Genomic DNA, 12861 nt, shown 5'->3' with positions numbered 1-12861 from the left:
GTGTGATGGACGGTAGTCGCCCTCATCGGTCGGACTCGCCGGCCAGGAGATCGGAGAGGGCGATGATCAGTCCGGTCGGGGGGTTCCAGTCGAAGACGCCGCAGCCCGAGGGGGTTTCGGGGCCGATCATGCCACGGACGAAGAGGTAGCGCGCGCCGCCGAGATGGCGGACCGGGTCATAGGCGGGCAGGCGCCAACGCAGGTAGCGGTGCAGGGCTGCCGAGTAGAGCAGCGCCTGCAGGGGGTAGTGGGAGCGCAGCATTTCCGCGGCCATCCGGTCGTGGGTGTAATGGTCGACGGTGAGGTCGCCGGTGCCGAGGCGGTTGGTTTTGTAGTCGACGATGACGAATCGCGGCTCGGCGCCGGGCGATTCGGTGACGCGCAGCACCGCGTCGATGCTGCCGGTGAGGTAGCCGCGCAGCGGGATGTCGTCCAGGGCCGCCAATTGGTCTGCGTAGGAGACGAAATCGTCATCGGACGGCAGGTGCTGGCGCAGCAGGTCGGCGATGCGACCCAGTGTGGCCGCGTGCGCGCCGGGGGTGTCGCCGCCGGACAAAGGGAGCTCGAATTCGAGCTCGTTCAGCTTGTCTCGTCCGGAGATGTCGGCGAGACAGCCGAATCCGAGTGGCGTGCGCAGCACCGCCAGCAATGCGGTACCCAGGATTCCCGGATCCGCCTCTGCCATCAATTCCTCGGTCGCCGCGCGGCAGCGTGTGTGCACCTCGGTGGACAGATCAGCCGTGTCTGTATCGATCAGCTCGAGTACGCCGTGCACGAGGGTGCCGAACTCCGCGCCGTAGGGCAGGGCGTTCATCAGCGACGCGACCCCCGCTACCGGCGGCTCGGTCTCCTCCGGCACCGGTGCGCTCGGTTCGTCGGCCGGACCTCGCTCGTCCTCGGGTTCGGACTCGGCGACAGCCGCATCATGGGCGCCCGCGGTCAATGCCGAGTACGAGGTGCGCCGCCATTGCTGATCCATGATGCGGGAGAACTGCGCGGCGGCGAGCGCTCCGGTCGCGGATTCGCTGCGCACCCGCCGGACCTCGACGGCGTCGGATCCTTCGACACCCGTCACCGAAATCGCCGCGGCCGAACCCGCACCCCATGCCGAAAGCAGTTGTACCGCAGCAGCATCCGCAGGCACGGCGGCGCGGCCGGGAACAATGTCGCCGCCGTCGGGGCGGCCGAGGATCATCCGGTGCAGCGGCGAAGCCGCCGTGGTGATCGCCGGAGCCCACCAGGTGACGATCTGGCACATCGCCCGGGTGAGGGCGACATACAGTAGGCGCAGTTCCTCACCCGCTTCCTCGGTCTCACTGCGCAGCTTGCGTTCGGCATACCCGGCGGCGTCCTGGCCGCCGACATCCAGCACGCGGGCACCGTGGTCGTCGTGATACAGCAGGGTCGCCGGATAGGGGTTCTTCGCGTTGTCCCACGCGAACGGCAGATAGACGATGGGGAATTCGAGGCCCTTGCTCGCATGCACGGTGGCGATCTGCACGGCCGCCGCATCCCGATCGAGCCTGCGGCTGCGGTCGGCCACCGACCCGGACGCGGGATCGCGCACCCGGTCGGCAAGCCAGCGGGTCAGCGCCGTCAACCCGAGACCTTCGGTCAACGCCACCTGATCGAGCAATTGCGCGATGTGCCGCAGATCGGTCAGCTGCCGCTCACCGTTCTCGATCGTCAGCAGTCGCTGTGCCAGATTCGCTTCGGCGGAAAGCTTCTCGAACACCGCCGCGAAACCGGCCCGCGCGAACAGCCGAGCAGACTCACGCAGCTGCGAACTGATCCGACCCACCAGATCGGCTCCGCCGCTGTCGATTTCGACAGCGGTAATCCCCAGCAGGGGTGTGCACGCAGCCAACCGCACCCGATCGGACCGGTGCGGCTGTTCGAGCGCACGCAGCAGCCAGAGCCAATCGGTGGCGCTGCTCGTCGCGAACACACTGGTGCCGCCGGTGAGAACGGAAGCGACTCCCACTCGGTCCAGAGCCGCCCGCACCACATCGATCTGAGACCTGGTGCGCACCAGCACCGCAATGTCGCCTGGCCCGATCGGCCTGTGCATCACGCCTGGAGCGTCGACCGCGCCGCCCGAGGTGATACCGGCGTCGGCGCTCGGTTCGACCCTGGCCCTCGGGCCGCGCGCGGTGGCCGCGGCTGGTGGTTCGGCCTTCACTTCGACGAGGACGCCCGATTCCAGCAGCCCGACGATATCGGCCGCCAAGTCTTCGGCGACCTTGGCGCGCATGCGGCCGACGGCAGGAAATCCGGACTTGTTCAGCGGCCCAGCACCGGTGCGGGGCAAGCAGCGCAGACGCAGCGGGGTGATGAGGTCTCCGGGGCCGGACAGCCGGGACCACGATCGGGTGGCGGCCACGGGATGGACGGCGATTTCCTTGTGGCCCAACGCCGCTCCGCCGTGCAGGTGATCGAGAGCCGCCAGTAGGCCCGCGTCGCTGCGCCAGTTGGTGGTGAGTTCTTTGCGGGTGTCCGCGTGTTGGACGGCGTCGAGATAGCTGAGCACCTCGGCACCGCGGAAGGCGTAGATGGCCTGTTTGGGGTCGCCGACCAGAACCAGGGTCGAGTGACCGTGGAAGGCGAGCCGCAGGATGTCCCACTGCAGCGGGTCGGTGTCCTGGAACTCGTCGACGAGGGCGACCCGATAGCGCTCGCGAATGCGGCGGCAAGCGCGTGGACCGTGCGCCGGGTCGGCGAGCACATCGTGCAGCAGCACCAGGAGGTCGTCGAAATCGCGCAGCCCGGCCAGGCGCTTTCGGCGTTCGGTCTCGGCGCGGACAGCGGCCGCGAAGGCGACCCGCTCCCCCGCTGCGCCGTCGCCCTTCGGGACGAGCACCGCGTGCCGATCACGGACGGCGGCCAATGCCAGCGTGTGCGCCTCCTTCAAGGAGAACGGCGGCTCGGCGCGGGCGTACCGGTTCAGGAACAGATCGTCGGCGACGGTCCCCACCAGATCGTCGACGGTCTCCACCAGACGGGAACCGGGATCGTGCTCACCAGCCAATCCGAGCTCGTCCAGCATGCGCTGGCAGAAGCTGTGTGTTGTGGCGATGGTCCCCGCGTCGAAATCCGACAGCGCCGTCAGCAATCGACGGCGGCGGATACCCACCTCGCCCGAATCTGCCTGGGCAACAAGGCGAATCAGCTCATCGGAATGCGTCCGCGCCAGCTCCGGATCGGCCAGCGCCGCGGCAACCGCCACGAACCGATCCCGCGTGCGCTCCCGAAGCTCCTGCGTCGCAGCCCGACTGAACGTCACCAGCAACAGCTGCGAGACATCGATCCCGGCCTCCGCCACATACCGCACCGCGAGACCGACGATCGCGTGCGTCTTACCGGTCCCCGCACTCGCCTCCAACACCGTGGTACCGGTAGGCAACGGCCCATTCGGATCGAACCGGTCGGCCGCCGCCATCTCCGGGATGGCGAACGCCGTGTCCTGAACGGTCACGCCCACCACCCACTTCCGCTGTCCGACAACGACCCCGCCGGCCGCGCATCTGATCCCCGGCCACCGCCCTGCCACCCGGGATGATTCGCCACCATCGTCACCCGCCGGGCCCCGCTCTCCCGACATGCCACGCCGACAACTCCGGAACCCATGCCGCCCCACGGCGCGGAGCGAGGACCGGCGGTCACGGCTGGCCCTGGCTTTCGGCGGCCAGCAGCGGCGCCCACATGCGGCGGGCCAGGGCGCCGAAGCGGGTGATTTCGCCGGGTTCACCGGGGGGTGCGGGGGCTTCGGTGAGATGTTCGAGACGGGGGGCAGGGCCCCAGACGTAGCGAAGGTGGCGGTCGGTGTGGTCACCGAAGGGGCCAGGACCGTTGGGGCCGCCGTTGAATTCGCGTTCGGCGGCGGCGCTGGCTTCGTCGACCGTGGAGCCGCGCAAACGGCGGTCGGCGTAGGCGGCGGTGGCACCCGGGGCGATCGGGAGGGGTTCGGCGAGGCCGGCGTCGCGCAGTTTCACCAGTTCTCGCAGCACCGTCAGCGCGGCGGGCGGGTCGGGGGCGGTGAGCACGGAACGCCATGCGGGGCGGCCGAATTGGCCGCGACCAGTGGTCACCGCGCGCCACGAGCGATCCTCGGTGACCGCCAGTGCGAGCAGCGACACCCATGCGGCGATGCGGTGTTTCGGAGCGAGCCGGGAGAACGTGGTACGAACCAGGGTTTCGCCGCGCACCTCCGGCACCGTCCCGGTGAGCCTGCGGCCGTTGCCGAGATCGATCGCGATGTCGACAGCGCGTGCCGATCCCTGATATTCCGGCAGCGATGCGCGGACCAGTTTGTCGACGGTGTTCTCGACCTCGTCGAGAACCGCGGCGCCGAAACCGAACGGTGGCAGCGTCCCGCGCCGCCACTCCGCCGCACGAAGACCGGCCGGATCAGCGCCGGTCAGCCGGGCGGCAAGCAGGCGTTCGCCCAGTTCCCATTTCGCGAGCCCGTCGAGTTCGATGGGCAGCCGATCGGCGATGTCCTCGTCGTGCTCGGGCACGCGCAGGCCGAGACGCTGCCACAGGAACGCGCGAATCGGGTGTTCGACGAACGAAATCAGGTCCGCGAGTGCGACATCGGTGAGCTCGACAGCAGGCAGCGGTCCGACGAGGAACTCCGGGCGCGGCTGCGCGGCACCGCCCGCGGCCCGCGCGCCGGCCAAGGCGACCGTGTCGAAGCTGAAAGGCTTCTCCGCCAGGAAGTTACGACGATCGAAGGCCTGCAGTGGATGCCGGGTCACCACCGTCGACATACCGTCGGCGCCGACATGCGCCCGAATCGCGTCGAGCAGTTCGGCCACCGGGATCGCGGGGGGCCGGTGCGCGCCGGTAACCGGGTCGGCGCCGGTATGGAACACCAGCAACCGCTCGCGCGCCGCCATGATCGCGTCCAGCAGCAGCTGCCGATCTTCGCTGCGCGGATCCCGTTCGCCGAGTAGTGGATTGCGGGCGAGCACGTCGTCGCCATCGACGCCGCTGGTCCGTGGGAACACCTCGTCGTCCAGGCCGAGCAGCACCACGACGCGGTGCGGCACCGACCGCATCGGCACCAACGTGCAGACCGTCAGCTCGCCGGTGCGGAAGTTGGCGCGCGACGGCCGGGCCGCGAGCCGTCCGGCCAGCAGCACCCCGATATCGGCCAGCCGCAGCGGCACACCGCCGGCATGCTCGGTGGCGGCGGCCAGCTCGCGGCGCGCCTCCGTGCGCACCCACGCCTGGCTGTCGGGCACATCGGTGAGCAGGTCGAGGCAGCGACCCAGCACCGCCGCCCACTCGTGCGCGGGTCGAGGCCCGCGCAGGTCGCGCAGACAGACGGCGAGCCGGTCGATGAATTCCGCGAACCGGCCGGCGAGATCGACGTCATTGCTGTCCACGTCGTCCAGCGGCAGCGCCAGATCCAGCCAGTCCTCCGATGATTCGTCCGCGGTGACGCCGAGCAGGATCCGGTCCACCGCGCTGTTGAGAGTGTTCTGCGCGAAGTCGGCAAGCCCGAACGCCTGCCGCTGCCGCTGCCCGATCCCCCACCGCGCTCCCGACTCGGCCGCCCACTCGCGCAACCGCTCGACATCATCGTCGTCGAATCCGCAACGGCGCCGGACGGTTTCGGACGCGGCCAAGTCCAGCACCTGAGTCACCGTCACCCGCCCGTCGGCCAATTCGAGCAGCACCCCGATCACCGCGAGCAGCGGATTGGTGACCCCGCGCCCGCGATCGGCGAGCCGCACCCGCAACCGGTGCGCAGGATGCGCCGATTCCGCAACCACCTCACCCGAACCCGACGTCCGCTGCCCGAACGCGGCCCGAACCAACGGCGCATACGCCTCGACCTCGGGGCACATGATCAATACGTCGCGCGGCTCCAAGGTGGGATCGGACGCGAACACTCCGAGCAGGCATTCCCGCAGCACCTCCACCTGACGTGCGGGGCCGTGGCACGCATGTACCTGAATGCTGCCGTCACCGGCGACACCGAGACCCGAGGTCGGTGGCCAGACATCCTCACGAACGCCGGCCTGCATCGCACCAAGCAACGTCAGTGGTGCAGCGCCCTCCGGGTGGTGGACATCGGTGGCGACGACGCCGGCCACCCGCTGCTGGAGTTCACGCACGTCGCGTGCGAGCCCGGACAGCAGCGGATGCCGAGTGACCGTCGCGCCGACATCGTCGACGCGGGCGAGGGCAACGGGCCGCCCCGCCAGTTGCGACCACATGGCCGGACTGGGGTGGGCCAGCCACACATGGATGTCGCGCCCGGCGGCCAATGCCGACAGAACCGCGAGCTGATCGGTCGGCAACCTGGTCACGCCGAACAGCGACAGCCGGACCGGAAGATCGACCAGATCGGGCTGCGCACGCAACCGGTCGCACGCGGCCGCAAGACGCTCGGCCGGGCTCGGCGCACCGACCTCGGCCCGCAACCTACGCCACAGCGCCGGCTGCCACACCAGATCGTCGGGCACCGGTTCTCCGGCGCCGTCGGTGTCGGCGCCCGCCGCCCACTCGGTGATGAGCGCCGGGCGCTGCGCGGCGTAACTGTCGAACAGCGCGGCCAGATGCGCTGCGGTGGCGTAGCGGCGACCCACGCGATGGTCGCCGCCGGCGGGATCGCCGGCACCCAGGTGCCGGGCGAGCACCGCCGACCACGGTTCGGACAGCGACGCGTCGATCACCCGCAGCAACGTCCACACCACACGTTCGGACGCCCAGGGATCGTCCTCGGGTCGCACCCCGCTCGCCGCGGCAAGCGCCGCCGCGACCAGGGCGGCAGGCGACGGGAATGCGATATTCGCCGCGACACCGTCGGTCCGCGCCGATCCGCCGACGCCGAGCACCGTCGACAACCGTTGTGTCAGCCAGCGCTCCACCCCTTTGGCGGGCACCGCGACCACCTCCGCTGCGAACGGATCGGGCAGCGGCGCGGCCAGCATCGCAGCCAGCGAATCCGCCAGGGCGTCGGAGCGCTCGGCACGGTGGATGTGCAGCGGCATCTACGCCCTCTCGTCGGGTCCGGATTCGGTGTCGAAACGCCTCGGGCTTCGTGCACGTTTATACGCCCAGCGATCGGCACGCAATTTCGGCACCCCAGTGGCCCGAGAGTGAAATAAGCCACACACGAACGATTTACTTCGTCGTGTCACCTCGGATCGAGTGCCTCGATGTGCAACAGTGCTCAACCGGGGAGGAACGGGAGACTGCACGAAAGGCTGGTTCGCGTTTCATGGTTGCGATGGTGATTCCCCTTGTTCCGAGAGGCGGGTTCACAGTCCGCCGAGTCGGAGACAGATGGGAGCTGGTCAACTCGCGCTCATATGGCCGCACCTGCGTCTTACACTCCTGGCCTCGCGATAGTCACTCCGAGGCATTCGCGCACTGCTACCGGCTCAACGGACGAACCGTCGAGGAATTGCGCGCGGCCTTCCGCTGATCAGCGTGCTGCGAAAGACACTGCAAGGCAAGCGCGCAACGTTCGCAGTAGCACAGTCGCCAGCCCAGCTCAAGACGTGCGCCCAGCGCGCCGATGTGCCATCGTGGTCCCTCGTGCGTTACCCCTTGGCCGTCACCCGGGCCGTTCCCCGCGTGGCCGCATCAACCTGTGTCCTTGCTGCCGCGGCGATCTTGATACCGAGCGCACCTGCGCTATTACCGATCGCGAACGCCGCGCCGCCCGCGCACATGCAGGGCTGCCTGCCCGGCTTCGACTGCGACATGAGCAACCGGATCGCGGCCGTGGACGCCTACTTGAGCGGTCGGCCCGGTGTTACCGGCTACGTGGTGCGTGATCGGGTCAGCGGTGGGGTGTACGCGAACGAGAATGCCGAGAACTCGGTCTGGACCGCCTCGACCATCAAGCTCGCGATCGCCGAGGACCTGCTCAATCGCGCGCGGGTCGGCGCGATCGACCTCACGCCAGGCGATCGCGGACTGATGGAGTCGATGCTGGCGACCTCCAACGACGCCGCCGCCGATTTCCTGTGGAACAAGTACGCGGGCTTCGACCGGATGGCCTACAACAATGCCTTCCGCGCCAACGGGATGGCCACCCTCGTCCCGCTGCCGACGGCCACCGCGTTGTTCCCGGACTGGTCCTTCCAGAAGTGCACGGCCGCCGACCTGGACCGGTTGATGGACAATATCTTCACGCACATGCATCCCGACGACCGTAGCTATCTCTTCGACCGGATGCGTTCGGTGGACATGAACCAGCACTGGGGTGTGTGGGGCGCGGGTCCGAAGATGCAACCGGGTCTGAAGAACGGCTGGTCCGCCGAGCAAGGTGGCTGGGTGGTGAATTCGGTCGGCTTCGCGGGCCCCGGCGAGCGCTACACCCTGGCGATCATGAGTTCGCTCGGCGATGCGGGCGGCTACACCGAGGGCGCCGAGACCGACACCAAGGTTGCGGAACTCCTTTTCGCCGGACGCTGACCACCCGCGACCGCGCAGCAGCCGACGCCCGCAGCTGCTGCTGCGCGGTCCCGTCACAGACGGCGCAGATCGACTGGAGCGCCGTCTCTCGGAAACGGAATGGTCGAGAAGCCCCAGGGCATTCGATAGCCCTCGGGGATCGTCCACTCGTATTCGCGCACCAATGCGGCGATGATCGTTTTGACCTCGAAGGTGCCGAAGTGCATGCCGATGCACTTGTGTGCGCCCGCACCGAACGGCAGCCAGGCGAGGCGGTGCGACTTGTCTTCCCTGCGATGTTCGGCGAAACGCTCGGGGTCGAATCGCTCAGGTCTCGTCCACAGCTCCGGTAGCAGGTGGTTGACGCTGTAGGCGAGATCGCAGGGCGTGCCCGCCGGAATGTAGCGGCCCGCGATCTCGGTGTCGCGCACCGCCCGCCGCACCAGACCGGGCACCGGCGGCACCAGCCGCAGACTCTCCTTGATCACCAGGTCGAGATCGCGCATTCGGTCCAGATCCGCGATCGTCGGTGCGGCACTGCCGGTTTCGTGATCGATAGCCGACACTTCGGCCCGCACCCGCTGCTGCCATTGCGGATGTTTGCCCAGGTAGTAGGCGACCGTCGTGGCCGTCGTCGTGGTGGTGTCGTGGGCGGCCATGATCAGGAAGATCATGTGGTTCACCACATCGGCGTCGCTGAATTCCGCACCGTCCTCGGTACGCGCATGGCACAGACCGGAGAAGAAGTCCGATGATTCGGTGTGCCGCTTTTGCGGCAGCATCGCCGTGAAGTAGTCCTCCAGCACCTTGCGGCCATGCAGACCCGCACGCCAATGACCGCCGGGGACCGGATGCCGGATGATCGAGAGCCCGGCGTGCGTGCAGTCGAGGAAGGCGTCCAGCAGCATGCGGCGTTGGGCGCCGACATCGACGGCCATGAAGGTCTCCCCCGCGATCTCGAGGGTCAGTTCCTTGATCGCCGGATACAGCTTGACCGTCCTGCGGATCTCGCCACGCGGCACCCAGCGCCCGATTGCCTCGCCTGCCACCGGCGTCAGCGCGGCCAGATGGGCCTCCAGCCGGTCCCTGGTGAACGCCTGCTGCATGATCCGGCGATGGAACATGTGCTCATCGAATTCGAGCAGCAGCAGACCGCGCCCGAAGAACGGGCCGATGAAATAGTTCCAGCCCTGACCGAAATCGCGACGGCGCTTGCCGAGCACCTCGTCGATCGCATCGGGTCCGCACACCAGCACCCGGTCGATGCCGAGGGAGCTGTTGAGCGACACCGGGCCGTAGCGGCGATAGCGGTTCATCATCTCCGCCGGACCCCACCGCAGATAGTGCAGTCCGCGCCCGAAATAGGGCAGACCCGCGTCACCGTCGACCGCGGTGGTAGCGCTGCCACGGGGTGGTGAGGCGAGAACCCTGCGGCGCTCCGGAACGCGCCGCAATGCGCGATCGATGAGGTGCCCCTCAGGGATATCGATCAACGAAGCATTCTCGGATTCAAGCTGTGCGCTGGGCTTTCGGCCGACGACACGGTCGCGGGCAACCATGGCAAACCTCCCTGAACGACAGCATCTATCGTATTCTCTTTCTCACATTCATTCGGTCGGTTCGCCCCATCAATGCGCCACCCGGCGGATCGGCGGCAGGGTGGTATCGCTTCGCAGCACAGCAGGAACCGGGATCTCGCCGTGACGGTCGAGTCAGCGCCGACTACCGTAAGGCGGGTCAACAACGTTCGTGGGGCCAAGCCCAGGTCTGTCGAGGAGCAGGACGATGAGCACTGAGTCTGTCGAGAACCGTCGTCATCGGGTGGTGGTTATCGGCTCCGGCTTCGGCGGCTTGTTCGGAACCAAGCACCTCAAGCACGCCGATGTGGACGTCACCCTGATCTCCAAGACCTCCACCCACCTGTTCCAGCCGCTGCTCTACCAGGTGGCCACCGGCATCCTCTCGGTCGGTGAAATCGCCCCGGCCACCCGCCTGGTCCTGCGGAAGCAGAAAAACGCGCAGGTGCTGCTCGGCGACGTCATCGATATCGACCTGCAGTCCAAGACGGTGACCTCGCAACTGCTCAACCAGAACACGGTCACCGAGTTCGACAGCCTGATCGTGGCGACCGGCGCGCAGCAGTCGTACTTCGGCAACGACAAGTTCGCCACCTACGCGCCGGGCATGAAGACCATCGATGACGCACTCGAGCTACGCGCGCGCATCCTGGGCGCGTTCGAAGGGGCCGAGCTGGCCACCACGCAGGAAATGCGAGACCGGCTGCTCACCTTCGTGGTCGTCGGTGCCGGACCCACCGGTGTCGAGTTGGCGGGCCAGATCGCCGAACTCTCCGATCGCACCCTCGAAGGCACGTTCCACAACATCGATCCCCGTGACGCCCGAGTCGTCCTGCTCGAAGGCGCGGGCGCGGTGCTCGGCCCGATGGGCCCGAAGCTGGGCGGCAAGGCGCAGCGGCGGCTCGAGAAGATGGGCGTCGAGATCCAGCTCAATGCCATGGTGACCGATATCGACGCGCACGGCGTCACGGTGAAGGACTCCGACGGCACCGTTCGCCGCATCGAGTCCTCCTGCAAGGTGTGGTCGGCCGGCGTCCAGGGCAGCCCTCTCGGCAAGATGCTCGCCGAGCAGTCCGAGGGCACCCAGGTCGATCGCGCCGGGAGGGTCATCGTCGAACCCGACCTCACCATCAAGGGCTACCCGAACGTTTTCGTCGTCGGCGACCTGATGTCGGTGCCGGACGTGCCCGGCATGGCGCAGGGCGCGATCCAGGGTTCGACCTATGCGGCCAAGCAGATCAAGGCCGGCCTGAAAGGCCAAGCGCCGCAGGATCGCAAGCCGTTCAAGTATTTCAACAAGGGCAGCATGGCGACGGTGTCGCGGTTCAGCGCCGTCTGCCAGATCGGCAAGCTGGAGTTCGGCGGGTTCATCGCCTGGCTGGCCTGGCTCGCGCTGCACCTCTACTACCTGGTCGGCTACCGCAGCCGGATCATCACCGTCATCCAGTGGTTCGTGACCTTCCTCGGGCGTAGCCGCGGCCAGATGGCGGCGACCGAGCAGTGGGTGTTCGCCCGGCTCGCACTCGAGACGGTCAATGCCGACGAGGAGGACGCCGACGAGCTGGCGGCCGCGCTCGGCGCGCCGCCAGCCGAGAACGGGAAGACCGTGGAGAAGGCCAAGGCCCTCGACAAGGCGGAGAAGGCGGTAGCCGACCGCAGGGCAGGCTGAGGGGACGGCCGCGGCCGATCAGCATCACCGTTCGGCTCGCCCACGTTCCACTTGCCCAGCCAACTGCCGGCCCGCGTGAATCGGACGCGGATTTCTAGGAGACAACCGCTGTGAACCTCACAGCGCAGCGCCACAGCTAATATTTGGCAATATCAAAACCTTTGCCTTGCCTGAGAATCGACCAATCCGTCTTGCCCCGTGGGTCCGAATGTGGGAAGTCGAATAACTCTCCGGAAAGAAAGGTGATGCATGGCCACGGGCAAGCACAGAGCTCCCAACCCGCAGCGACAAAAAGTGGGTTCGATGGTCGCGGCGGGTGCGGTACCGCTAGTCCTGGCACTGGTGGGAACCGGCACAGCCAATGCCGAACCCGCTCAGTCGAACGCGGTCACGCACCCCGAGCAGAAGCGGCAGTGGCCTGCGGCCGACACGCCCAACGCGATGCCGTACGAGGGGCTGAACATCCCTGACGACACGCACAGTTCACTGCAGTGGTCGCGACCCGCGCCAGACAAGCGCTATCTCGCGCCCGTCGGGGTGCTACACCCACCCGCCCTGGTGGCCCCGGTGCCGCCGATCGCGCCACCGCCCGGTCAGTTCCGCTTCGGTGACGTCACGATTCCGGCTCCGGACTGGATCAACCAGGAACAGGCGATCCAGATCAACGACAGTTCCGCGCTGGCCGAGGCCAATTTCGCGACGTTCCTCGATTCGCTCGGGATGGAACGTAGCAGGTCCGACCGGATCGCAGGACAGACCATCGGAACCGCCGCAATGGGTGCGGCAGCGGGGGCAGCCACGTCGGCCCCGATCGCGCTGACCTCGGCCATGCTCGGCGGCGTAGTCGGCTTGGTGGTCGGCGTGCCGATGCTGCCGTTCGGCCTCGTGGCAGGGCCGATGCTCGGCGCAAGTGTCGGTGCCGCGGTGATCACGATCCCCGCGGCAGCCGTCGGTGCCGCAGCCGGTGCCGCAGTCGGTGCGATCAACGCCTTCAACGCACCCGCACGGGTCGTCGGCGACTGATCGAGCTCGAACCGGGAAGGGTGGGAACTCGACGACACTGTCGAGTTCCCACCCTTCTCTTATGTCCCAGCTCGCGCTCGGCTAACCGCATCGACCGCACATTCTTCGTGCGCGGCCATCGGCGACTCTCGCTCGGCTGGAGCGGAACACCGCCCGAGCCGGCACCCGGACGAG

The 12861-nt window shown here is 68.0% G+C and carries 6 protein-coding genes; 3 read left to right on the top strand and 3 right to left on the bottom strand.

Features of this window, described 5'->3' with window-relative positions:
• Positions 1 to 22: 22 nt before the first annotated feature.
• Both ACFU4Z_RS16200 and recC read right to left on the bottom strand, forming a co-directional pair.
• The gene (locus tag ACFU4Z_RS16200) at positions 23 to 3439 is read right to left on the bottom strand and encodes a UvrD-helicase domain-containing protein (RefSeq protein WP_379064276.1); all 3417 of its coding nucleotides are present in this window, start codon (positions 3437 to 3439) and stop codon (positions 23 to 25) included.
• Between the two features lie 220 nt (positions 3440 to 3659).
• Positions 3660 to 7004: an exodeoxyribonuclease V subunit gamma gene (gene recC, locus ACFU4Z_RS16195; RefSeq protein WP_379063560.1), complete on the bottom strand. Its 3345-nt coding sequence runs from the start codon at positions 7002 to 7004 to the stop codon at positions 3660 to 3662.
• Positions 7005 to 7554: 550 nt separating this feature from the next.
• Between recC and ACFU4Z_RS16190 the strand changes: the two genes are divergently transcribed.
• Positions 7555 to 8439: a tat pathway signal sequence gene (locus ACFU4Z_RS16190; protein WP_379063558.1), complete on the top strand. Its 885-nt coding sequence runs from the start codon at positions 7555 to 7557 to the stop codon at positions 8437 to 8439.
• Between the two features lie 53 nt (positions 8440 to 8492).
• Here the strand turns inward: ACFU4Z_RS16190 and ACFU4Z_RS16185 are convergent, their stop codons facing one another.
• Positions 8493 to 9977 (bottom strand): cytochrome P450, encoded by a 1485-nt coding sequence (locus ACFU4Z_RS16185; RefSeq protein ID WP_379063556.1) that lies wholly within the window; start codon positions 9975 to 9977, stop codon positions 8493 to 8495.
• Between the two features lie 226 nt (positions 9978 to 10203).
• Here ACFU4Z_RS16185 and ACFU4Z_RS16180 point away from each other — a divergent pair, with 226 nt between their 5' ends.
• A complete protein-coding gene (locus ACFU4Z_RS16180) occupies positions 10204 to 11664 on the top strand; it encodes an NAD(P)/FAD-dependent oxidoreductase (protein WP_379063554.1) in 1461 nt (486 codons plus the stop codon).
• 249 nt (positions 11665 to 11913) lie between these two features.
• Positions 11914 to 12687: a hypothetical protein gene (locus ACFU4Z_RS16175; protein ID WP_379063552.1), complete on the top strand. Its 774-nt coding sequence runs from the start codon at positions 11914 to 11916 to the stop codon at positions 12685 to 12687.
• The last annotated feature ends 174 nt before the right edge of the window (positions 12688 to 12861 follow it).

It is taken from the genome of Nocardia sp. NPDC057440 (assembly GCF_042802915.1).
Taxonomy (GTDB): domain Bacteria; phylum Actinomycetota; class Actinomycetes; order Mycobacteriales; family Mycobacteriaceae; genus Nocardia.
The sequence above is the reverse complement of the archived record's forward strand: the minus strand, read 5'-3'. Positions and strand labels throughout refer to the sequence as shown.

Excerpts from the sequence above, each read along its gene's own strand:
- ACFU4Z_RS16185 (WP_379063556.1), bottom strand. The coding sequence starts at position 9,977 with ATGGTTGCCCGCGACCGTGTCGTCGGCCGAAAGCCCAGCGCACAGCTT.
- recC (WP_379063560.1), bottom strand. The coding sequence starts at position 7,004 with ATGCCGCTGCACATCCACCGTGCCGAGCGCTCCGACGCCCTGGCGGAT.
- ACFU4Z_RS16175 (WP_379063552.1), top strand. The coding sequence starts at position 11,914 with ATGGCCACGGGCAAGCACAGAGCTCCCAACCCGCAGCGACAAAAAGTG.
- ACFU4Z_RS16200 (WP_379064276.1), bottom strand. The coding sequence starts at position 3,439 with ATGGCGGCGGCCGACCGGTTCGATCCGAATGGGCCGTTGCCTACCGGT.
- ACFU4Z_RS16180 (WP_379063554.1), top strand. The coding sequence starts at position 10,204 with ATGAGCACTGAGTCTGTCGAGAACCGTCGTCATCGGGTGGTGGTTATC.